Raw genomic sequence first — 20,603 nt, forward strand, 5'->3', positions numbered from 1 at the left:
TCAATCGAGCGTGCGGCGATAGCGAAGCAGGGCCAGCGCCATCGCCGCCGCCATGAAGGCCAGCAGCGGCCAGACCTCGGGCGCGATGTCGGTCCAGCCGCTGCCCTTCAGCAGGATTCCACGCACGATGCGCAGGAAGTGGGTGAGCGGCAGGATCTCGCCCACTACCTGAGCCCAATCCGGCATCCCCCTGTAGGGAAACATGAATCCGGACAGAAGGATCGACGGCAAGAAAAAGAAGAAGGCCATCTGCATGGCCTGGAGTTGGTTGGCCGCCACGGTCGAGAACGTGAAGCCGATCGCCAGGTTGGCGGCGATGAAGATGACCAGCACCAGCGACAGCAGGACCAGGCTGCCCGCCATCGGCACCCCGAACAGGAAGCGCGCGGCCAGCAGGATCACCGTCACCTGGACATAGCCGACCAGGATGTAGGGCACGATCTTGCCCAGCATCACCTCGGCCGGGCGTACCGGCATGGCCAACAGGTTCTCCATCGTGCCGCGCTCGCGCTCCCGCGTCATGCCGAGCGAGGTCATGATGACCATGGTCATGGTCAGGATCGTCCCCATCAACCCGGGAACGACGTTGTAGGCGGTGACGCCCTCGGGGTTGTAGCGCCGGTGGATGCGGACCTCGAACGGCGGCGGTCGCGCCGCCAGGCCGGCCTGGGCGCCGCCCAGGTCGCGCACGGCCGCCGTCTCGGCGATGCGCGACAGGGCCGCCAGGGCGTTGCTGGTGGCGGCCGGGTCGGTCGCATCGGCCTCGACCAGAACAGCCGGATGCTCGCCGCGCAGCAGTCGGCGCTGGAAGTCGACAGGGATGGTGACCACGAACTGCACGTCGCCGCGCGCCAGCATCCGGTCGGCGGCCTGTTCGTCCACCGCCTCCCCGACCAGGCGGAAATAGCCGGAATTGCCGATCCCGGCCAGGAATGCGCGGGCGAAGGGGCTGGCCTCGCCCATCACCACCGCGGTCGGCAGCGACTTGGGGTCGGCATTGATGGCATAACCGAACAGCAGCAGTTGCAGCACCGGCACCCCCACCATCATGGCGAAGGTCAGCCGGTCGCGGCGCATCTGCACGAACTCCTTCACCAGGATCGCCCAGAAGCGCCGCAGCGAGATCACACCCCTCATTGCTGCGGGTCCTTCACGCTGGCCATGAGTGCGATGAAGACGTCCTCCAGGCCGGGCTCGGCCTCGCTCCAGCGGATCGCCGGGTCGTCGCGGAAGGGGGTGAGTGCCGCATCCATGGCGGCGGCATCATGGCCGCTGACATGGAGTGCTCCGCCGAAGCGCACCACCATCTCGATTCCGGGCAGCCCCTCCAGCCGCGCCGCCAGCCGGTCGGGTTCCGCTGTCGCCGCCCGCCGCGTCACCAGCCCGGAGGCCCGGACGACGGCGTCGACCGTCCCCTCCGCCAGCAGCCGGCCATAGGCGATGTAGGCGATGGCATGGCAGCGCTCGGCCTCGTCCATGTAGTGGGTGCTGACCAGGACGGTCAGCCCGTCCGCAGCCAGGCGATGCAGCTCCTCCCAGAACTCGCGCCGCGCGCGCGGGTCGACGCCGGCGGTGGGCTCGTCCAGCAGCAGCAGTTGCGGACGGTGGAGGATGCAGGCGGCGAGCGCCAGCCGCTGCTTCCAGCCGCCGGAAAGCTGGCCCGCGAGTTGGCGCTGGCGGCTGGCGAGGCCCAGCCGTTCCAGCGCCTCGTCGACCGCGGCCCGCCGCGCGGGCAAGCCATAGATGCGGGCGACGAAATCGAGGTTCTCGCGGATGCTGAGATCCTCGTAGAGGCTGAAGCGCTGGGTCATGTAGCCGACCTGGCGCTTGATCGCCGCGGCGTCGCGGATGATGTCGAGCCCAAGACACGTGCCGCTGCCGGAATCGGGCGTCAGCAGGCCGCAGAGCAGGCGGATCGTTGTCGTCTTGCCGCTGCCGTTGGGGCCGAGGAAGCCGCAGATGCGGCCCCGCTCGACCCGCATCGACAGGTCGCGCACGACCGGGCGGCCGCCGAAGCTTTTGTTCAGGCCATGGACGTCGATGGCGTATTCCATCGGCGGGCTAACGGGACGGCCGCGACAGCTCGACCGGCTGGCCGGGGTTCAGGGAAGCACCCGCGAGCGGCCGCGCCTCCACCAGATAGACCAGCTTGGCCCGGCTCTCGCGGCTGTAGATGACGGGTGGGGTGAACTCCGCCTGGGGCGAGACGAACGACACCCTGGCCCGCAGCCCGGCCGGACAGCGGTCGCAGCCGACCGCCAGTTCCATGCCGATCGCCATGCCGGACAGAGCCGCCTCGGGCACATAGAAGCGCAGCTTCACGTTGCCCGGCGGCAGCAGCGACACGACGGCGCCGCCGGCCGGCACGAACTCCCCCGGCTCGAACAGCGTGTCGGCGGCAAGGGCGGCGACGGGTGCCGAGAGCGTGCGCTGCCCCAGCTTCCACTCGGCCTGCTCGATGCCCGCGCGGGCGATCTCGACAGCGGCCCCGGCGGCGTCGATCTCATCGTCGCGGGCCGACATGCGGGCCAGGTCCAGGTCGGCCGCCAGTTCGGCCACCCGGGCGCGATCGCGCTCGAAGGCGGCGCGCGCCTGGTCGATCCGGTCCACGGACACTACCTGCCCGGCCGGCAACTGCCGCTGCCGGCGGTACTGTGCCTCGCTGAGGCGCATGGCGGCGGCGGCCTGGGTGCGCTGGGCTTCCAGCGCCTCGATCTCGGGCGTGCGGCGGCCCTTGCGCAGGTTGGCGAGCTGGGCTTCGGCCTGGGCCAGGCGGCCCCGGGCGTCGGCCAGCGCGGCACGCTCGCTGCCATCCTCCAGCACCGCCACCGCCTGCCCGGCGGCCGCCGTCTCGCCGCGGCGGATGCGCAGTTCACGCAACGTGCCGCCTTCGCGTGGCGCCAGCCGGACATACTCGCCCTCGGCATAGCCGTAGAAGCGCGCCGGCTGATCCGGTGCCGGCGAGAAGAGGCCAAGAAGGGCGGCAACTGCCGCCTGCATCCATTCCATCATGTCGCCCCCTCTTGCCGGACCAGCCCGTGCAGCAGCAGGTCGCTCGCCGCGCTTGCCAGGGCGGCGGCATCCATCCGATGCGTCGCATGGGGCTCCAGCGCGTTCTTCCACAGGGCCGTCAGCAGGATCGGTGCTGCCAGCAAGGGTGCGGCCGTCGCCGGGTCGACCGGGCGGAACTCGCCCCGTGCGACGCCCCGAGCGATGAGCTGGGTGAACACGCCGAAGCCCCGCGCCACCACCTCGTCCGCATAGAAGCGCGCCAGGTCGGGGAAGTTGGCGGCCTCGCCCACGATCAGCTTGGGGATCGCCCCCATGGGCCCGGCCGCCATTTCGATCAGGCCGCGCACCACCCCGGCCAGCAGCGGCGCTGTCGGACCCTCCGCCGTCGCTATGCGCGCCTCGGCGGCGGCAAGGTTGGGCACCAGCGTCTGGCGGACCACGGCCTTGAACAGCTCTTCCTTGCTGGAGAAGTAGAGGTAGAGCGTGCCTTTGCCGATGCCGGCCCGCTCGGCCACGTCGTCGAGCCGGGTCGCGGCATAGCCGCGCTCGGCAAAGGCGGCCAGCGCCGCATCGACGATCTCGCTCGGCCGCGCCTCCTTGCGGCGGCGCCAGCGCGGGGTGACGGGCATTGCTAGGCCATGAAATAACTGACTGGTCGGTTATTTATATGCGAATCCAGGGCCGGGGCAATCCCTCCGCTCGGAAAGATGCCTAGAGGGCCGCCAGGATGGCCGGAATGGCGGCCGGCAGGTCGTCGGCGATCAGCCCCTCCCCGCACGCCGTCGCGGCCGCGCCATGAAGCCAGACGGCCATGGCTGCCGCCTCGAACGCCGGCATGCCCTGGGCCAGCAGGCCGACCGACAGCCCGGCCAGAACGTCGCCGGTGCCGGCTGTCGCCAGCCAGGGCGGGGCGTTCTCGTTGATGGCGACGCGCCCGTCCGGGGCCGCGACGATGGTATCCGTGCCCTTCAGCACGACGACCGCGCCGCTCGTGGCGGCGGCGCCGCGCGCCCGCGTCAGCCGCTCACCCTGGGCCGGGAACAGGCGGGCGAACTCCCCCTCATGCGGCGTCAGGATCGCCGGGCCGGAAATCGCGCGGAACAGGTCGGCCGGTCGGCCGGCGAAGACGGTCAGGGCGTCGGCATCCAGGACGACGCCGCGGCCGGCGGCCAGCACCGCCAGCACCTGGTCGCGCAGTGCCGCCCCTGCCCCACCCCCGGCCCCAGCAGCCAGGCGTTGCGGCGCGGGTCGGCCAGCAGCGCCGGGATCTCCGCCTCGGCCGCCAGCAGCAGGGCGGCCGGCTGCGCGGCATAGGAAGCGAGCGCGGCATCGGGCGCGGCCACCGTGACGAGACCCGCCCCGGCCCGCGCCGCCGCATGGCCAGCCAGCCGCGCGGCACCGGTCAGCCGGCCGCCGCCGACCACGACGGCGTGGCCGAAGCGATACTTGTGGTCCCCCGGCCCGCGCCGCCGCCGGGCCGACCCCCACAGGCCGGGCCCGTTGGCCCAGGCGCTGGGGCCGATGCCGTCCAGCACGGCGGCCGGAATGCCGATGTCGGCCACCACCACCTGGCCGCACATGGATCGCCCCGGCTCCAAAAGGTGGCCCGGCTTGCGCCGGAAGAAGGTGACGGTCAGGGCCGCGGCCGACACCTGCCCGCGCAGACGCCCATTGTCCCCGTCGACCCCGGACGGCACGTCGACGGCCACGATCGGGATGCCGGCGGCAGCCGCAGCCTCCAGCGTGGCGGCGGCAATCCCGGCGACCGGCCGCGACAGGCCGGCACCGAAGATCGCATCCACCACGAGCCCCGCCCCGGCGACCGATGCCGGCCCCATGCGGCCGATCTCGCCTGTCCATGCCGCCGCATGGTGCGCGGCGTCGCCGGCGAGGTGCGAGCGGTCGATCAGCGATGCCACCGACACGGGCCAGCCGGCCCGCTCCAGCCAGCGGGCGATGACGTAGCCGTCACCGCCATTGTTGCCGGGACCGCACAGGACCGTCACCGGGCATGGCCGCCACCGCCGGGCGATCGCCACCGCCGCGGCACGTCCCGCCGCTTCCATCAGGGCGATGCCGGGCGTTCCGGCGGCAATGGCGGCGCTGTCGGCGCGCGCCATCTCGGCCACCGTCAGCAGCGCCTCGGCCGCCACCTTCGCTTGTCCCGGCATCACAGCGGCGAGACGACGTGACCGCCATCGACGATGATGGTGGCGCCCGTCATGTAGCGGCCGGCATCCGATGCCAGCAGCATCAGCGCCCCGTCCAGGTCCGATGGCTGCCCCAGCCGCCGCTGGGGGATGCGCTTGATCACCGCCTCGCCGGCGGGGCTGGCAAAGAAGGCGCTGTTGATCTCGGTCTCGATGTAGCCGGGCGCGATCGCGTTCACGCGGATGCCATGCCGCGCCCATTCCAGCGCCAACACGCGCGTCAGGTGGTCGAGCCCAGCCTTGGACGCAGCATAGGCGGAGAGCTGTCCCATCGTGCGCATGGCGGTGACCGAGGCGATGTTGACGATCGCCCCCGGCCGTTTGGCCGCCACCAGGTGTCGGGCCACCGCCTGCGCCACCAGAAAGGCGCCGCGCAGGTTGGTGTCCATCACCCCGTCCCAGTCCTCGGCGGTCGTCTCCAGCGCGGGCTTGGCGGTGGCGACCCCGGAGTTGTTGACCAGGATGTCAATCGGCCCCAATTCCGCCGCGACGCGGGCGATTGCAGCGTCGATCGATGCAGGGTCGGTCACGTCGAGCGCCACCGGCAGGGCCTGGCCGCCGGCCGCCGCGATCTCCCGCGCCAGGTCCTGCAGCCGGTCCGTGCGACGGGCCGCGACCGCCACGCGCGCGCCGGAAGCGGCCAGGGTGCGGGCAAAATGCCGGCCGAGGCCACTCGACGCGCCCGTCACCAGGGCTATCTTGTCGGTGAGCGAAATCTCCATCGAGCGCGGGCTCCTCCAGTGCGGGTGCCATTTGTCCCGGGCGGGCCCCGGTCGGGTCAAGCCCGCCGATGGAACCCGTGGATTTCCGTGATAGATTCGCGAACGGCACGCGACGAGGTTCGGCCATGCATATCGACGTATTCTCCGACGTAATCTGCCCTTGGTGCTTCATCGGCAAGCGCCGGCTGGCCCGGGCGCTGGCGGCCGAGAGCGATGTCTCCGTCACGCTCCGGTGGCGCGCCTTCATGCTGAACCCCGACATGCCGGCCGAAGGCATGGACCGGCAGACCTACATGGCCATGAAGTTCGGCGGACCGGCCCAGGCGCGCCGGGTCTATGACAACGTCCTGCGCGCGGCCGAGGCCGAGGGCCTGGAACTGGCCATCGACCGCATCCCGCGGACGCCCAGCACCGTGGCGGCCCACCGGCTGATCCGCTGGGCGACCGAGCAGGGCGACGTCGATCCCGTGCTGGAGGGGCTGTTCCGCGCCTATTTCCAGGAGGGCCGCGACATCGGCCAGGCGAGCGAACTGACCGCCATCGCGGCTGCGGCCGGGCTCGATCCCGACGAGGCCCGCGCCATGCTGGCGCGCCCCGGCGGGGATGCCGACATCGTGGCCGAGGACCGCTCCGCCCGGCGCATCGGCATCAACGGCGTCCCCTGCTTCATCTTCGATGGCCAGTACGCCGTCTCGGGTGCCCAGGAGCCGGAGGTGTTCGCGCCGATCTTCGCCGCCGCCCGCGCCGGGGCGCTCACCTCGTCGGCCGCACAGTAGCCTTCGTCGCCGGGCCTCCCTGACCTGTCAGGGGGCCTCCCAGGCCTTCCATTCGGCCTCGTGCGCGGCCAGCCACTCGCCGGCCACCTCGAGCAGGGGTCGCTTCTCGATGTCGACCAGGGCGACCAGGCGCTCGAGCTCCGGCCCGTCGATGCGGAAGCGCGTCATGATGCGGTGGGCCTTGGGCCATTTCCGCGCCATGTCGATCGCCGCGTACTTCCAGATGTTGCCGGACGGCTTGCCGCAGTCATAGGCCTTGTCCGGATTGACGCCCCATTTCGGGTCGCTGTAGCAGGCCGGCTCGTATTTCGGGAACTGCACCCATTCGCCCTGGAAGCGGGCGTTCACCCAGTGCGGGCTGTAGACCCAGACCATCAACGGCGCCTTGCGCTCATAGGCGTCCTTGAGGTCGGCATACATCGCCTCCTCGTTGGCGGCGTCGACCACGACGAAGGGCAGGCCGAGCGCCTCGATCCGCTCCGCGTCGTTGCCTTCCCACAAGGCCGGCAGGCCGAGATAGCGGCCGAGCGGCGCCGTGTCGGGCGTGGCGAAGGCCTGGCCGCATTTCAGCAGCGCGCGCCAGTCGGGCAGGCCGGGGCAGCGCTCCTTCATGTAGAGCGGATACCACCAGTCCTCGATCGCGATCGGCCCCAGCGGTCCCAGCCGCTCCACCTTGCCGGTCGCCTCGCCCCGGCGCATCGCCGGCTGGGCGGTGGTCTCCCACTGCTCGGTCACGAGGTCGATGCGGCCGGCCGCCATTGAGTCCAGCCCCGCCATGTAGTCCGTGACGACGTAGCGCACGCGATAGCCGCTGCGCTCCAGGATGCCGCCGGCCAGCCGCGCGGTCAGTTGCTGGCCGGTCCAGTCATGGACGGCGATGCGGATGGGGTCGCGGGATTCCTGGGCCGCGGCTTCGGTCGATTCCACGGTCACGGCCAGGACCGCGGCCAGGACGATGCCCGCCAGCACGCGCGCCAGCCTCCACCCACGTCGCGCCATCCGTGCCACCCTCTTTCCTGCCCAGCGTCCGGGGGCTAGCCCGCGGGCGCCGGCTCCTGCCGCATCTCGAAATAGCGCTTGGCTATCGCCGTCTGGCTTTCATAGATCGAGCCCTGGAAACGCGGCGGCGGAAACGGCATGCGGATCGGTGCCGGCACCACCCGCGGCTCGATGCTGGAACTGCCAGCGACCATGCAGGATTCATACTCCGCGAAGTTCGATATGCCCTTCAGCGGGAACGCGTCGGCCGCGGCGAACTCGTAGAGCAGCAGCGTGCGCGGCCGGCTGGAGAAGTTCTGGGCCGAACCATGGACGGCACGCACATGGTGAAAGGTCATGGAGCCGGCCCGGGCCGGCATCAGGGCCGCCGTTGACAGGTCCAGCCCCGGGCACTGGGCCGGGTCCATGGCGCCGCAAAAATGCCCGGTCTCGTCGTGATGGTTCCAGGTCGGCCCGCGGTGGGAGCCCGGCACCACCATCATCGCCCCGTTGTCCCGGTCGGCATCGTCGAGCAGCACGCCCACGGCCAGCACGTCGTCGTTGGTATGGGGATAGAAGGCCCAGTCCTGATGCCATTCCACGGGCGAGCCGTAGCCGGGGGCCTTCATGTTGATCTTGGACCCGTGCAGGCGAACGTCCGGGCCCAGCAACTGCTGCAGGATGGCCACCATCGGCCCGTAGCCCGCCAGTTCCCGGAAGAAGGGGAAGTTGCTGTGCGGCACCTTGATCCGGCGCACCCGCGGCGCGTCCGGCCGGTGCGACGGCTCAAGATCAAATACCTTGTCGTGCGTCTCCAGCCCGCGGGCGCCCTCGCAGATCTCGGCGACGACCTGGCGGATGCGGCTGAGCGTGGCACCGTCCAGCACGTCCGGGGCGACGACATAGCCATTCTCGCGATAGAACTCGACATCGGCGGCGGACAGCATCGACGGGACCTCCAGGGCTATGCCCATGTTGGCGCCACCGGCCGACGGTGGTCAACAATCGGCGAGCCGGGCCAGCACCCGGTCGACCATCGCCCCGGCCAGGCCCAGATAGTTGGCGGGATCGCAGAGGCGGTCGAGGGCGGGCCGGTCCAGGTGGTCGGCGACCTCGGGCGTCTCGGCCAGCAGCTCGACCAGCGGCCGACCACCCGCGATCGCCGTGCGGCAGAGGTCGTAGACCAGGTGGTGGGCACGCTCGCGGCCGAGATGGGGGGCCAGCCCCATCATCACCGCCTCGGACACCACCAAGCCGTGCGTCAGGTCGAGATTGGCGCGCATCCGGGGCACATCCACCTCCAGCCCCGCGGCCAGGAACCGGGCATGGGCGAGCGCACCCGCCATCAGGCAGCAGATCTGCGGCAGGGCCGCCCATTCGATCTGCCAGGGGCCGGCCGACCGCTCATGCTCGGCCACCACCGCTTCCAGCAGTGCCGTGACCTGAGGCCGGGCGGCGGCAACGGCGGCGTGGATGTAGATGCAGGATACCGGGTTGCGCTTCTGCGGCATGGTGCTGCTGGAGCCGCGGCCGTGGGCGAAAGGCTCGTAGACCTCGGCCACCTCGGTCTGCATCATCAGCTTCACGTCGGTCGCGAACTTGCCCAGCGTGCCGCCCACCAGCCCCAGGAAGCAGCCGACCTCGGCGATCGCGTCGCGCTGCGTGTGCCAGGCGATGTCGGGCTGGCCCAGGCCAAGCTCCACCATCAGCAGCCGCTGCGTCTCCAGCCCGCCTTCCGGCAACGAGGCCAGCGTCCCGGCCGCGCCCGCAAACTGCCCCACCAGCAGTCGCGGCCGCAGCTCGTCGAGCCTGCGGCGGTGGCGCTCGACCGCGCTCAGCAGCCCCGCCATCTTGTAGCCGAAGGTGACCGGCACGGCCTGCTGCAGGTTGCTGCGGCCGATCACCGGCGTGTCGCGATGGCGGCGAGCCAGGTCCGCCAGCGATGCCGAGAGGCCGCGCAGGTCGCCCTCCACCAGGTCCAGCGCCTCGCGCAGTTGCAGCACGGTGGCGGTATCAGTGATGTCCTGGGTGGTGGCCCCCCAGTGGCAGTATTCGCCCTGCCCGTCGACGCACAACTCGACGAGTTGCTGCACCAGCCCGATGACGGGTGAGCCGGCGCGCTCGGTCTGCTGGCGCAGCCGTTCCAGGTCGATCCGGTCGATACGGCAATTGCGCTCGATCTCGGCCGCCGCCGCCGCCGGGATCAGCCCCAGCCGGCCCTGGACCCGCGCCAAGGCCGCCTCGACCTCCAGATACTTCGCGGTCCGCGTTTCATCGGAGAAGATCGCCCGCATCGCCTCGGTCGAGAAGAGGTTGCCGAGGATGCTGGAGTCGATGATCGAGGCGGGCATGGCGGGTCAGTCCTCGTCGGCGAGCCGGGCCAGGCCCACCAGGGCCGCCGCCGGATGGGTCACTATGGCGACCGGCACCGTCTCCAGCCATGGGCGAAAGCGCCCCTTGGCGACGAAGCGCTCATGGAACCGGCTGGCCGCCAGGAAGTCGGCGATGCGCGGGGCGATGCCGCCCGCGATGCGGACACCACCCGCGGACCGGAAGGTCAGCGCCAGGTTGCCCGCCACGCCGCCCAGCATCGCACAGAACATCTCCAGCGCCGCCCGCGCGACGGCGCAGCTTCCGTCCAGAGCCGCCCGTGTGATCGCCTGCGGCGGCTCGTCCGGCACACTCACCCCGCGACATTCCGAAATCGCCCGACGGAGGTTGGCCAAGCCCGGGCCGGACAATGCGCGCTCCGCCGAGACATGGCCGAATCTGGCGCGCAGGCGGGCGATCACCGCCTCCTCCTCAGGGTCAGCCGCGGGCAGCGTGCCATGCCCCCCCTCCCCTGCCACGACCCGAGCCGGGCGGCCCGGCAGGAAGGCGGCCACGCCCAGGCCGGTGCCGGGACCGAGCGTCACGATCGGCGCCTCGGGATCGGCCTCGCCCGGCGCCAGCGGCCGCAGATCACCCGCATCCAGCCCCGGCATGGACCAGGCGACGGCCGCGAAATCGTTGACCAGCCGCACGTCGGACATGTCGAACGTGCGCCGCAGCCGCAGGCCGTTCACTTCCCACGGGGCGTTGGTCAGCTGCATTCGGTCGCCGTCCACCGGGCCGGCCACGGCCAGCAGCGCCTTGGTCGGCCGCGCGCCGGTCCAGCCGGCGAGCGCCACCTCCATGGCGGCCTCCAGCGTCGGGTGATCGGCGGTCGCGACCGGGGCCAACTGGCGGATCGTGTCCTCGTCGAGGATCGCAAAACGGGCGTTCGTGCCGCCGATGTCGGCCAGCAGGGTCGGTCTGGGAATGCGGGAACGGATCAATTTTCGGGCAACTCCTCCGCTGTGCCGGGCTGGCGGACATGGTCAACGCACAGGGCGTGCATACGGCTCCTTACGCGCCGGCATGCGATGCGCCCTCGATCATCGGCGAGGGCGTCGCCAGCATCGACGGCCGGGCCGCCATCCGGCGATACCAGCGGTCGAGCGCGGCATGCGCGGCCAGCATGGACGCCCCTTCCGGCGCCATGCGGAAGCAGGCGAACATCGGCGCGGCGTGCAGGTCGGCCAGCGTCGGCCCCAGTCCTTCGCCTGCCAGCCAGTCGCCACCGCCAAGGAACCCTTCCAGCACCCGGCAGCAGCGCGCCGCCTGCGGCAAGGCCGCCGCGATGCGTCCTTCGTCCACCGGCTCGCCGCGCACGGGCTTGCGCACCCGCTCCACGAACACGTCCCACACCAGCGTGCGATAGGCATAGGCGTCGAGCAACCCCACGATCTGCGCCATGCGCGCCCGCGCGCCGGGGGCGGCCGGCTGCAACGGCGGCCCGGCGAAGCCCTCGTCGACGTAGCGCGCGATTGCCGCCGTCTCGAACAGGTCGAGCGCGCCGTGCCGCAGGGCCGGGATGCGGTCGAACGGGTGCAGGCCACGATATTCGGCCGGTACCGAGGGCGGGTCGAAGATGTCGACCGGCTCGAAGCGATGGGCGACACCCTTCTCGGCCAGGGCCAGGCGGGCGATGCGGGTGTAGACGCTGTAGATGGCGCCGAAGAGGACGGGGGCGGTCATGGCGCCCGCAGGTTCGACTGCGGACGGGATCCAAGGCAAGGGCGAAGGCGGCGCCTTCTCTGGACGCCGGTCGGCCCAGGCGCTAGGTCTTGCCCTGGGCAGGGAAACCGGGTGGGCGACGGGGAATGATCGAGCTTGGCGCGGCGACGCCGCTGGACCTGCTGCGCACCTATCGCCGGCGGATGATCGAGGAGGTCTCGCCCAACGACCAGATGGTCCTGCCGCAGGATGCGCTCGACAGCGCCACCCTGCCCGAGACCGACTGGTGCGCGCAGTACTTCTGGGTCACGGAAGAGGCACTGCGCGTCGTCGCCAAGGCGATGCTGCTGGGCGAACAGCCCGAGATCCGCCGCATCCTCGACCTGCCCTGCGGCCATGGCCGGGTCCTGCGCGGCCTGCGCGCGGCCTTTCCCGAGGCCGAGATCACCGCCTGCGACATCGACCGCGACGGCGTCGATTTCTGCGCCCGCACCTTCGGCGCACTGCCGGTCTATGGCGACCCCGACCCGGACCGCATCGAGCTGGGCGACGCCACCTTCGACCTCATCTATTGCGGCTCGCTGCTGACGCATCTCGATGCCGGGCCGTTCCGCCGCTTCCTCGCCAAGATGTCGCGCCACCTGGCCGAGGATGGGCTGCTGGTCTTCACCACGCATGGCCGCTGGTGCCTGACCTTCCATCGCACTATCATGCCCTTCATCGCGCCGGAGCCGTGGCAGGTGATCGAGGACGGCTTCCGCGCGACCGGCTTCGGCTATCACGACTATGCGGAATCCCCCGGCTACGGCGTGTCGCTGTCCAGCGTCGCCTGGGTGCAGCAGGCGATCGAGGCGGATCCGTCGCTGACCACGATCGGCCTGATGGAGAAAGGCCTGGGCAACTTCCAGGATGTCTTCGTCTGCCGCAAATGGCCGATCGACGCCCCACGCGGGCCGCTGCACCCCAAGCGCCGTCCGGCGATCTACCAGGGCGAGACCGAGATGCTGGGCCCGCCGCGCCCGGCCCGCGGCCCGCGGGTGTCGGTCGGCTTGTCGCCCGAACTGCAAAGGCAGCCAGCGGCTGCAGCGCCAGCCGCGCCAACACCGGCGGTAGAATCGCCTCGCCCATTGCTGCAAAGGCTGGCGGGCAAGATCCTCGGACGCTCCTAGGCGGCGCCAGGCACGCCCGCGGAGCCCCCGCGCGTGATCCGCAACATCCAGGCCCTGCGCTTCCTGGCGGCCTTTGCCGTCGTGGGGTATCACGCTGGCACGCTCTACTTCGCGCTCGACAAGAGCCAGGGCCTAGCGCCGCTGTTCGCCCCGCTGGTCGCCTATGGGATGACCGGCGTCGACCTCTTCTTCGTCATCTCCGGCTATGTCGTGCAGATCACGACGGCCGGCCGCGCCGGTCCGGCGGCGGCCACCTCGTTCATGCTGCGGCGCTCGGCCCGCATCTATCTGGGCTACTGGCCCTGGCTGGTCGTCGCCTATCTGGTCGGACGCTTCGTCGTCGGCATCGACTATTCCGGCCACAGCGCCGTGCGCTCGATCGCGCTCACCATCTTCATCCGCGGCCAACTGGTCATGATCGTCAGCTGGACCCTGATGTTCGAGCTGATGTTCTATTTCGCCTTCGCGGTCGCCATGCTGCTGCCGCGCCGGGTCGGGCTGGTCCTGCTGGCGGCCTGGGCCGTGGCGAGCCTGGTCTGGCCCAGCCGCTGGTGGCTCAACCCCTTCATCGCGGAATTCGCCGCCGGCGCCCTGCTGGCTGCCGCCATCGGCCGCTTCGGCCCGCCGCCGGCATGGCCCGCTGCCATCGCGACCGCGCTGCTGGCCGCAGTCGGCGTCTATGTCGGCCAGCGCTACGGGCTGCTGGGGCGGCTGGACGTGCTGGGCCGGGTGCTGTGCGTGGCCCCGTTCGCGGTCGCCACCGTGGCACTTGCCGTGGCGCTGGAGCATCGCGGCGTCACCTGCGGTCGCACGCTGGTGCTGCTGGGCGACAGCTCCTACGCCCTCTATCTCTGCCATGTGCCGGTACTGACGCTGGCGACCCAGGTATGGTGGCCGACCGTCCATGCCCATCCTGATATCCTCTACCCGGTCATCACGGCGGCGACCGTCGTGGTGGCGGTGGCCTGGTATCTGGCGGTCGAGCGGCACCTGACGGCGGCATCCACCCGCATCGTCCGCAGCGCTTTCCGCGAGCGGTAGCGGCGGGCTACTCCGGCGGCGGCCGGCCTGTCATGCTGGGCCGAACATCGAACGGGAGACGGCACCATGGAGATGCGGGATTTCGGCCGGACAGGCCTGCGCCTGTCGGCCCTGGGCTTCGGTTGCGGCGCCGTCGGCGGCCTGATGGTGCGCGCCGACGCGGCCGAGCAGGAGCGCGCCGTCGCCCGGGCACTCGATGCCGGCATCAACTATTTCGACACGGCCGTGCAGTATGGCGACGGGCAGTCGGAACGCAATCTGGGCCGCGTCCTGGCCCGGCTGAAGCCGGCCGAAGCCGTGATCGGCACCAAGGTCCGGCTGCTGGGCGACGACTTCTCGGATGTCGGCGGCGCCGTCGTCGGGTCGCTCGAGGGCAGCCTTGCCCGCCTCGGCCGCGAGCGGGTGGATATCCTCTATTTCCACAACCCGGTCACCATGGACGGCAGCCCCGGCAGCCTGTCGGTCGCCCGCCTGCTGGAAGAGTTCGTGCCGGCCGTCGAGCGGCTGCGCGATGCCGGCAAGGTCGGTTTCGTCGGCATCACGGCGGTCGGCGACACGGCAGCGCTGAAGGCCGTGCTGGCGTCGAGCAAGGTCGAAGCCGCCCAGGTGGTGTTCAACCTGCTGAACCCGTCGGCCGCCGACCGCCTGCCTGCCGGCTGGCCCGGCCAGGACTATGACGGACTGCTGGGCGATGCCGCGACGGCCGGAGCCGGCGTCGTCGCCATCCGCGTGCTGGCCGGCGGCGCGCTCTCCGGATCGGCCGAGCGCCACCCGATCGCCAGTCCCGCCCCGGCACCGATCGGCTCCAGCGACACCTACGCGGGCGACCTCGACCGTGCCCAGGCCCTGCTGCCCCAGGCAGGCGGGACGACCGCCGGACTGACGGATCTGGCGACCCGCTATCCCCTGTCGCAGGCTGCCATCGGCACGATCCTGGTGGGCATGGCAAGTTTCGAGCAATTCGAGCTGGCGCTCGCCGCCATCGAACGCGGCGCGCCATCGGCGGGTGAACTCGCCCGGCTGGCCGGCGGGCAGCGTTGACCCGCGGTCAGCGGCCGGCGGGGACGGTCATCTGCCCGATGAATAGACCGAGCGCTCGCTGCATGGCGACCTGCGGCGGCTCCGACGGATGCCACTCGGGGAAGTGGCCGTCGATCGCCATCCGCGCCAAACCGTAGACCAGCGCGCGCGCGGCCAGCACCAGACGGTCGAGATCGACGCCTTCGGCAAGCCGCCCGCGGTCGCGGGCCTGGGTCAGCAGTTCGACCATCCGGCGCCGGATCGCTTCGTTCTGCCCGCGCAGGCTGTCCGACGACGCGAAGTCGATGAGGGTGCGGGAACTGATGATCGCGAAGTGGGTCGGATTGGCGACCGCCCAACCGAGATAGCCCCGGCCGATCGCCTCGAACATCGCCACCGGGTCGTCCGGGTCGGCGTCCGACTGGGCTCGGGCCACCGCCAGGGTCAGCCGCCCCATCGCCTGTTCGGCGACGGCGGTCAGCAGCGCAGTCTTCGAGCGGAAATGCTGGAACGGCGCGCCGGGCGACACGCCCGCCCGCTTGGCGGCCTCGCGCACCGAGACATGCTCGACACCCCGCTCCTCGATGATCTCGACGGTCACGGCAATCAGCGTCTCGACGAGATTGCCGTGATGGTAGGGCCTCGCAGGCCCCGCCTTGGTCTTGGACGGTCGGTCGCTCATGCGCCGACCAGTATCACGAGCGCCTATCTAATCAGTGATTAATTCTGCTTGCATCCCCACCCGCCATGCCGCTTTAATCTAATCGTCGATTATATTCCTTGGGAGACCAGCATGGCCCGTTCACACCTCACCCTCGCATTCCTGGCGATATCGTTCACGACGGCGCATGCACAGGACCGCCCCATGCTCGAGATCACCTGGCCGCACGCGGGCGCCGTCATCGCGCTGGGCAGCGATGCAGAGAAGGCCGTCGGGGTGGTGGTGAAGAGCAACTTCGCGCTGCGCCCGGCTGGCAAATGCGGCGACGACCGGCGCTGCGGCCACGTCCACATGAAGATCGATCCCGCCGGGGATAGCTGCAACATCCCGGGCCGGCCCTACAACAGCATGAACAGCGACTTTGGCGGCGACCTCATCAAGGCGCGCTTCGGCCATTGCCCGAGTGCCGCCGGCAGCCATGTGATCGGCGTCCTGCTCGCCGACGACCATCACCGACCCATTCTGGTCGACGGCAAGCCCGTCACCGCGCTGGTGACGGTGACGACGAAGTAGGCCGGTGGGCGCCCCTCCCAAGCCTGGGCATGGGACGGGCGCCCCCTGCGAAACGCGAACTACCCGCGCGCGGTCGTCGCCTTCGCCTTGCGCTTGGCGGCGATCGGCGCATCGACCGCCGGGAAATCCGGCCCGCGCAGGGCCCCGGAGCCGCCCGGCAGCGCGATCGGCTGGCCGGTGTCGACCAGTTTGTTCCGCTCGATGCGAAACACCTGGATGTTCTTTTCCATAACGTTGCCCACCGCCAGCGTGCGGCCGTCGGCCGAGAAGGCCGCACCCTGGGACCAAGTGCCGATCGGCGCCTCGGCGATCCGCGTCATCCGGCGATCCTGGATGCGCAGGAGCACGACCTTGCCGGCTGCTGCATAGAACGGCGAGTTCTTCGCCTTGTTCGAGCCGTTGATGACGACGGCCGCCGCCAGCTTGCCGTTGGGCGAGATGGCGATCCCTTCCGGCGTCTGCCCGACGCTGACCGTGTCGGCGACGCGGAAGGGCTCCTGCCCCAGGTCGATCAGGCTGACCGTGTCGGTGTCGCCCGCCCCGCGGCCGATATTGGCGACGACGGCGACGTCGCCCAGCGGGCTGATCGCCAGGCCGTAGGGCCGCAGGCCCGCATTGAAGTCCCGCTTGGTGTACTCGACCTTGCCGCCCTCGATCTTCAGGACAGAGATGCGGTTGTCGGTGTCGCCATCGCGGGTGACCAGCGCGTGCTTCCCGTTCGGCGTGACCGCGACATGGCTGACGCCGATTTCGGGCTTGCCGATCGTCACCGTGTCGACCTTGGTCAGCGTCATTCCCTCGACCTTGAAGACCGAGATGGTGCCGGCCGAACGGTCGGCCACCAGGGCCATGCGATCGTCCGGGGTGAAGGAGACCCCGGCCGCGCCCGCGCCGGCCTCGACCGTCTGCACGACCTTGGGCGGGTTCTGGGTCAGGTCGATCACCGAGACGCGGTTGTCCGGGATCTGCTTGGTCGGGTCGGCCGGGTCGATCTTCATGGCCGCGGTGACGAGCGCCAGCTTCTCGCTGCGGCTGACGGCGACGCTGTTGGGCGGGCCGACCAGCGAGGCCGGGACGGAGACCTGGGCCTTCACCTCCAGCCCGCCCTTCGTGAAGCGCATCACCGTGATGCTGTCGCCCGCCGGGTTCGCCACTACCTTGGCGACCCCGTTGTCGAGCGTCATCTTGGTTTCGTTCGCCGATATGATCGTCTGTGCGGCGGCAAGGCCCGGCAGGGCCGCGAGCAACGCACCCAGGGCCGCAACGCGGCGCCCTCGAATCGTCATGGCATCCCCTCCCCGACTGCGCCGTTGTTCTCCCGCGAAGGGGTGCCCCGATCCCGGGCGGCACTTGTCGGTGCGCGCAGGATAGGCCGCGCGCGATACCCGGAATAGGGGAAGTTGGCCCAGGCTGGCGGCGTCGCCCTAACGCGGGCGGGCGACTGGCCTCGGTCGCTGGGCCGGCTTCGCGGGCACGGGCTTGCGGGTTGCCGCCTTCACCGGTGCGACCTTGGCGGGCGCCGCCTTCGCCGGCTTGATCTTGACGGGTGCGGCCTTCGCCGGCGTGGTCTTGACAGGTCCCGCCTTTGGCGGCCGAGCGGGCGCCTTGACCGCGGCCGTCGGCTTGCGGCCGGGCACCGGGGCCGCGGCCTGCTTGCGCGCCCGCGCCTGCCCGGCATTCGACCGCGTGCGGTCGGCCCAGGGGCCCAGCGGCGGCTTGGGCATGCCGGCCGAGTCCAGTTCCTGCTGGTCCGGGTCCGGCCGGCAAGGGTCGAACAGGCCGGCACTGGCTGCTGGCTTGCACCCGCCGGCCTGCCCCTGCGGCACCAGGCGGTCGCCCGGCATGCTGACGCCGGCATTGGCCACGGGCAGTTCGTGCCGATAGAAGGTGGCGCGAACGCGCCCGATATCGTTCAGGGTCGTAGCCGGGTCGAGGCAGGCCGCCAGCGGCAGCGCCAGGAACAGGGCAACGAACGGGGCGCCGGCAAAACGGCGGCGGGCGGCGTCTGGTCGATTCATGGGCGGGATACTCGGCCGGTTCGCCCGGCAGGCCAACCCCCGACCATGCACTTGACCGCCCGGCATCCCGGATGGTCCCTTCGGCCAAGGTCATCGTCCACCAGGAGATCGCACCAGCCTTGTCCGACGCGATGCCGACATGCGGAACGCCGCCGGCCATCGCCATCCTCTGCCATGGCGGCGGGGGCGGCAGCACGCATGCGGCGATGAACCTGGCGGCCGCGCTCGACCGGCGCGGCCGGCGCGTCGTCCTGGCGACGCTGGGCCGTCCGCTCTGGCCGGTGCCGGCCGGGCTGGACCACATCGTGATCGGGCGGGGCGGAGGGGGCGGCACAGGCCGCCTCGACACCGGGTGGGACGAAGCGGCATTGGACGGGATGGCCCGCGCGGTCGCCCGGCTGTGCCGGCGCACCGCCATCGACATCCTGCACTATCACTATGCCCTGCCGTTCGCGGCGGTTGCCGCGCGGGTGCAGGGGTGGCTCGGCGCCGACGCACCGGCCCTGGTGGCGACCCTGCATGGCAGCGACGTGACGGCCATCGCCCGCAACCCCGGCCTAGGCAGGCCGCTGGCCGCCGCCGCCGCGGTCTCGACCGTTTCCCTGCCCTACGCCCGGATGCTGGCAGCCGCCACCGGCATGCCGGAACCCGCCGTCGTGCCCAACTTCCTGCCGGCGGCCCCGGCAGCCCGGCCGCGACCGCCGGTCCGGCGGCTGGTACCGACGATCATCCATGTGTCCAGCTTCCGCCCGGTCAAGGACACCCGCGCCGTCGCCCGCATCTTCCTGGCGATCCGCCGGCAGGTCCGCTGCCGGCTGGTTCTGGTCGGCGACGGCCCGGATCGCCGCGGCATGCGGCAGTTGCTGCGCGCCCGCGCCGGCGATGTCTCCCTGTCCGGCTTCCGCCGCGACGTGGCGGCGCTGCTGAGGGCGGCCGACCTGATGCTGCTCGCCAGCCGGGCCGAGAGCTTCGGCCTGGCGGCGCTGGAGGCGATGGCGGCTGGCGTGCCGGTCGTCGCCCCGCGCGTCGGTGGCCTGCCGGCGGTCGTCGGCGACGGGGTCGGCGGTCGCCTCTTCCATCCCGGCCGCCATGCGGACGCCACCGCCCGGGCGGTGGCGCTGCTGCTGGCGCCGATCCACCGCCGCCGCATGGCCGACCGCGCCCGCCGCCGCGCGGCAACGTTTTCCGAGGAGCGCGCCATCGCGGGCTACGACCGGCTCTATGCGCTGGCACTGGCGCGGACCCCGGCAGTCGCCGGGTGAAGGACCTGCGTGCACTACTGGGGGAAGCCGATGGCCGCGCCAGGCTGGCGGCAGGCGGGGTATTCACCGACCCGGCCGCATTCCTGGATGCCCTGGCACCACCGGCTGTCCTCCCCGGCAGCGACCGGCGCCCGATCCACACCCACCAGCAGCCCGGCCCCGATATCCGGCGGTCGGTCCTGGCCAAGCTCTCCACGCTGGAAGACCTGCGGCGGCGCCAGCCGGAGGTGGTCGATACGGCGTTCGTCCTCATCGACACCGACCGGGCCGCATCCAGCAAGGTGGCGACGCGCATCGCCTGGGATGGGCCGGACGGCCGCCGCCATATGCTGAAGGTGACGCCGCCCGGCACCGAGCCGCTGGAGTTCCGCCACCTCGGCCTCGACCCAGCCCAGCTCGATCGGGTGGCCGACCGGCTGGCCGCCTACCTGCGGCAGATCCCGGGCGACCGGGCAGCCGCTACTTCCCGGATGGCACGACTGCGGCCGCTGCTGGCGCCCGCGCGCGCGCTGACCCTGGCCGAGTACGCAACCTCGCTCAGCCAGTTCCTGCTGGCGGCGCGGCTTGGCCAGGCGCCGAGGCCGGTCATGGTGTCCACCCTGGCCGAGTCTGGGCAGTTGACGCAGGCCCTGGCGACGATGCTGGCGGGGCTGGAGGGATTCGTCGCCGCGTTCAACCGGGCGGTGCACGACCTGACCGCCGCCGGCATCGACCCGGCGGTCGGCGCCCTGGCGGCCGACTGGCTGCCCCTCTTCTATTCCTGCCCGGTCGATGGCGAGCGCATGCGGCTGCGGCGGCAACGGAGCGGCCGGGATGTGGTGGCGGCCGGCCGCAGCCGGGCCGGCCGCGCCTACGCCTTTCCCCTGGGTGCCACCGGGTGCGACCTGGGCGCCCTGCTGGCCGCCGGCCGCTGGAGCCCGGACGTGACCCTGCCGGTCCTGCTGAACGACCGCTTCAGCGGCATGGTCGCCGGGCGCAGCTCGGCGCTCTACGGGCTGGTCCTGGCCACCGCGATGCGGACGGCGCTGGGCATCCGGCCGATCCCGATGCTGGTGCCGACGACCCTGGCCGAGCCCCCTTCGGGGCCGGACGGGCTGCTGCAAAGCTGGCTGACGGGGTAGTG

General features: G+C 71.4%; 20 protein-coding genes and 1 pseudogene. 7 read left to right on the plus strand and 14 right to left on the minus strand.

Annotated elements, in window-relative coordinates:
* The 6 genes and pseudogenes from STVA_RS13470 to STVA_RS13495 form a co-directional block, all read right to left on the minus strand.
* A complete protein-coding gene (locus STVA_RS13470; RefSeq protein WP_123688441.1) occupies window positions 1–1,137 on the minus strand; it encodes an ABC transporter permease in 1,137 nt (378 codons plus the stop codon).
* Window positions 1,134–2,054, minus strand: coding sequence for an ABC transporter ATP-binding protein (locus tag STVA_RS13475; protein ID WP_123688442.1), 921 nt, complete (start codon window positions 2,052–2,054; stop codon window positions 1,134–1,136). The genes STVA_RS13470 and STVA_RS13475 overlap by 4 nt, the downstream gene beginning before the upstream one ends.
* A 7-nt stretch (window positions 2,055–2,061) precedes the next feature.
* Window positions 2,062–3,012, minus strand: a complete 951-nt coding sequence (locus tag STVA_RS13480) for an HlyD family secretion protein (RefSeq protein WP_123688443.1) — start codon at window positions 3,010–3,012, stop codon at window positions 2,062–2,064.
* On the minus strand, window positions 3,009–3,641 hold the full coding sequence (locus tag STVA_RS13485) for a TetR/AcrR family transcriptional regulator (RefSeq protein WP_123688444.1): 633 nt from the start codon (window positions 3,639–3,641) through the stop codon (window positions 3,009–3,011). Before STVA_RS13485 ends, STVA_RS13480 begins: the two co-directional genes overlap by 4 nt.
* Before the next feature lie 82 nt (window positions 3,642–3,723).
* Window positions 3,724–5,183: pseudogene (locus STVA_RS13490) on the minus strand (NAD(P)H-hydrate dehydratase).
* Window positions 5,183–5,944, minus strand: a complete 762-nt coding sequence (locus tag STVA_RS13495; protein ID WP_123688446.1) for an SDR family NAD(P)-dependent oxidoreductase — start codon at window positions 5,942–5,944, stop codon at window positions 5,183–5,185. Before STVA_RS13495 ends, STVA_RS13490 begins: the two are co-directional and overlap by 1 nt.
* A gap of 125 nt (window positions 5,945–6,069) precedes the next feature.
* On the opposite strand from STVA_RS13495, the gene STVA_RS13500 reads away from it, so the two are divergent.
* On the plus strand, window positions 6,070–6,720 hold the full coding sequence (locus STVA_RS13500; protein WP_123688447.1) for a DsbA family oxidoreductase: 651 nt from the start codon (window positions 6,070–6,072) through the stop codon (window positions 6,718–6,720).
* Between the two features lie 27 nt (window positions 6,721–6,747).
* Here STVA_RS13500 and STVA_RS13505 read toward each other — a convergent pair whose 3' ends face one another.
* The 5 genes from STVA_RS13505 to STVA_RS13525 all read right to left on the minus strand — a co-directional run bounded on the left by STVA_RS13505 (window position 6,748) and on the right by STVA_RS13525 (window position 11,757).
* Window positions 6,748–7,719: an ABC transporter substrate-binding protein gene (locus STVA_RS13505; RefSeq protein WP_123688448.1), complete on the minus strand. Its 972-nt coding sequence runs from the start codon at window positions 7,717–7,719 to the stop codon at window positions 6,748–6,750.
* Window positions 7,720–7,754: 35 nt separating this feature from the next.
* Complete coding sequence (locus STVA_RS13510; protein ID WP_123688822.1) at window positions 7,755–8,645, minus strand: phytanoyl-CoA dioxygenase family protein; 891 nt, start codon at window positions 8,643–8,645, stop codon at window positions 7,755–7,757.
* A gap of 51 nt (window positions 8,646–8,696) precedes the next feature.
* The gene (gene pcaB / locus STVA_RS13515) at window positions 8,697–10,049 is read right to left on the minus strand and encodes a 3-carboxy-cis,cis-muconate cycloisomerase (protein ID WP_123688449.1); all 1,353 of its coding nucleotides are present in this window, start codon (window positions 10,047–10,049) and stop codon (window positions 8,697–8,699) included.
* Window positions 10,050–10,055: 6 nt separating this feature from the next.
* Complete coding sequence (gene glk / locus STVA_RS13520) at window positions 10,056–11,015, minus strand: glucokinase (RefSeq protein WP_197735866.1); 960 nt, start codon at window positions 11,013–11,015, stop codon at window positions 10,056–10,058.
* A gap of 70 nt (window positions 11,016–11,085) precedes the next feature.
* The gene (locus STVA_RS13525) at window positions 11,086–11,757 is read right to left on the minus strand and encodes a glutathione S-transferase family protein (protein WP_123688450.1); all 672 of its coding nucleotides are present in this window, start codon (window positions 11,755–11,757) and stop codon (window positions 11,086–11,088) included.
* A gap of 125 nt (window positions 11,758–11,882) precedes the next feature.
* Here STVA_RS13525 and STVA_RS13530 point away from each other — a divergent pair, with 125 nt between their 5' ends.
* The 3 genes from STVA_RS13530 to STVA_RS13540 all read left to right on the plus strand — a co-directional run bounded on the left by STVA_RS13530 (window position 11,883) and on the right by STVA_RS13540 (window position 14,987).
* Window positions 11,883–12,905: a class I SAM-dependent methyltransferase gene (locus STVA_RS13530; RefSeq protein WP_123688451.1), complete on the plus strand. Its 1,023-nt coding sequence runs from the start codon at window positions 11,883–11,885 to the stop codon at window positions 12,903–12,905.
* A 33-nt stretch (window positions 12,906–12,938) separates the two neighbouring features.
* Window positions 12,939–13,946 (plus strand): acyltransferase family protein, encoded by a 1,008-nt coding sequence (locus STVA_RS13535; protein ID WP_123688452.1) that lies wholly within the window; start codon window positions 12,939–12,941, stop codon window positions 13,944–13,946.
* Between the two features lie 66 nt (window positions 13,947–14,012).
* On the plus strand, window positions 14,013–14,987 hold the full coding sequence (locus STVA_RS13540) for an aldo/keto reductase (RefSeq protein WP_123688453.1): 975 nt from the start codon (window positions 14,013–14,015) through the stop codon (window positions 14,985–14,987).
* A gap of 7 nt (window positions 14,988–14,994) precedes the next feature.
* On the opposite strand, the gene STVA_RS13545 is transcribed toward STVA_RS13540, so the two are convergent.
* Window positions 14,995–15,567 carry a TetR/AcrR family transcriptional regulator gene (locus tag STVA_RS13545; protein ID WP_197735867.1) on the minus strand — a complete coding sequence of 191 codons (573 nt, stop codon included), beginning with the start codon at window positions 15,565–15,567 and terminating at the stop codon, window positions 14,995–14,997.
* Between the two features lie 192 nt (window positions 15,568–15,759).
* On the opposite strand from STVA_RS13545, the gene STVA_RS13550 reads away from it, so the two are divergent.
* Window positions 15,760–16,200, plus strand: a complete 441-nt coding sequence (locus STVA_RS13550) for a hypothetical protein (protein ID WP_123688455.1) — start codon at window positions 15,760–15,762, stop codon at window positions 16,198–16,200.
* 59 nt (window positions 16,201–16,259) lie between these two features.
* On the opposite strand, the gene STVA_RS13555 is transcribed toward STVA_RS13550, so the two are convergent.
* Window positions 16,260–17,486, minus strand: coding sequence for a lactonase family protein (locus STVA_RS13555; RefSeq protein ID WP_123688456.1), 1,227 nt, complete (start codon window positions 17,484–17,486; stop codon window positions 16,260–16,262).
* A 138-nt stretch (window positions 17,487–17,624) separates the two neighbouring features.
* Window positions 17,625–18,218 carry a hypothetical protein gene (locus STVA_RS13560; protein ID WP_123688457.1) on the minus strand — a complete coding sequence of 198 codons (594 nt, stop codon included), beginning with the start codon at window positions 18,216–18,218 and terminating at the stop codon, window positions 17,625–17,627.
* Window positions 18,219–18,289: 71 nt separating this feature from the next.
* On the opposite strand from STVA_RS13560, the gene STVA_RS13565 reads away from it, so the two are divergent.
* Both STVA_RS13565 and STVA_RS13570 read left to right on the plus strand, forming a co-directional pair.
* A complete protein-coding gene (locus STVA_RS13565) occupies window positions 18,290–19,480 on the plus strand; it encodes a glycosyltransferase (protein ID WP_123688458.1) in 1,191 nt (396 codons plus the stop codon).
* Window positions 19,477–20,601: a hypothetical protein gene (locus STVA_RS13570; protein ID WP_123688459.1), complete on the plus strand. Its 1,125-nt coding sequence runs from the start codon at window positions 19,477–19,479 to the stop codon at window positions 20,599–20,601. The genes STVA_RS13565 and STVA_RS13570 overlap by 4 nt, the downstream gene beginning before the upstream one ends.
* Window positions 20,602–20,603 lie beyond the last annotated feature (2 nt).

Source organism: Stella humosa, assembly GCF_006738645.1.
GTDB lineage: Bacteria > Pseudomonadota > Alphaproteobacteria > ATCC43930 > Allostellaceae > Allostella > Allostella humosa.

What these genes read in the sequence shown, in the direction of transcription:
- STVA_RS13470 (WP_123688441.1), bottom strand. Translation starts at nt 1,137, where the DNA reads ATGAGGGGTGTGATCTCGCTGCGGCGCTTCTGGGCGATCCTGGTGAAG.
- STVA_RS13505 (WP_123688448.1), bottom strand. Translation starts at nt 7,719, where the DNA reads ATGGCGCGACGTGGGTGGAGGCTGGCGCGCGTGCTGGCGGGCATCGTC.
- STVA_RS13475 (WP_123688442.1), bottom strand. Translation starts at nt 2,054, where the DNA reads ATGGAATACGCCATCGACGTCCATGGCCTGAACAAAAGCTTCGGCGGC.
- STVA_RS13555 (WP_123688456.1), bottom strand. Translation starts at nt 17,486, where the DNA reads ATGACGATTCGAGGGCGCCGCGTTGCGGCCCTGGGTGCGTTGCTCGCG.
- pcaB (WP_123688449.1), bottom strand. Translation starts at nt 10,049, where the DNA reads ATGCCCGCCTCGATCATCGACTCCAGCATCCTCGGCAACCTCTTCTCG.
- STVA_RS13495 (WP_123688446.1), bottom strand. Translation starts at nt 5,944, where the DNA reads ATGGAGATTTCGCTCACCGACAAGATAGCCCTGGTGACGGGCGCGTCG.
- STVA_RS13485 (WP_123688444.1), bottom strand. Translation starts at nt 3,641, where the DNA reads ATGCCCGTCACCCCGCGCTGGCGCCGCCGCAAGGAGGCGCGGCCGAGC.
- STVA_RS13560 (WP_123688457.1), bottom strand. Translation starts at nt 18,218, where the DNA reads ATGAATCGACCAGACGCCGCCCGCCGCCGTTTTGCCGGCGCCCCGTTC.
- STVA_RS13500 (WP_123688447.1), top strand. Translation starts at nt 6,070, where the DNA reads ATGCATATCGACGTATTCTCCGACGTAATCTGCCCTTGGTGCTTCATC.
- STVA_RS13530 (WP_123688451.1), top strand. Translation starts at nt 11,883, where the DNA reads ATGATCGAGCTTGGCGCGGCGACGCCGCTGGACCTGCTGCGCACCTAT.
- STVA_RS13510 (WP_123688822.1), bottom strand. Translation starts at nt 8,645, where the DNA reads ATGCTGTCCGCCGCCGATGTCGAGTTCTATCGCGAGAATGGCTATGTC.
- STVA_RS13525 (WP_123688450.1), bottom strand. Translation starts at nt 11,757, where the DNA reads ATGACCGCCCCCGTCCTCTTCGGCGCCATCTACAGCGTCTACACCCGC.
- STVA_RS13480 (WP_123688443.1), bottom strand. Translation starts at nt 3,012, where the DNA reads ATGATGGAATGGATGCAGGCGGCAGTTGCCGCCCTTCTTGGCCTCTTC.
- STVA_RS13540 (WP_123688453.1), top strand. Translation starts at nt 14,013, where the DNA reads ATGGAGATGCGGGATTTCGGCCGGACAGGCCTGCGCCTGTCGGCCCTG.
- STVA_RS13565 (WP_123688458.1), top strand. Translation starts at nt 18,290, where the DNA reads ATGGTCCCTTCGGCCAAGGTCATCGTCCACCAGGAGATCGCACCAGCC.
- STVA_RS13550 (WP_123688455.1), top strand. Translation starts at nt 15,760, where the DNA reads ATGGCCCGTTCACACCTCACCCTCGCATTCCTGGCGATATCGTTCACG.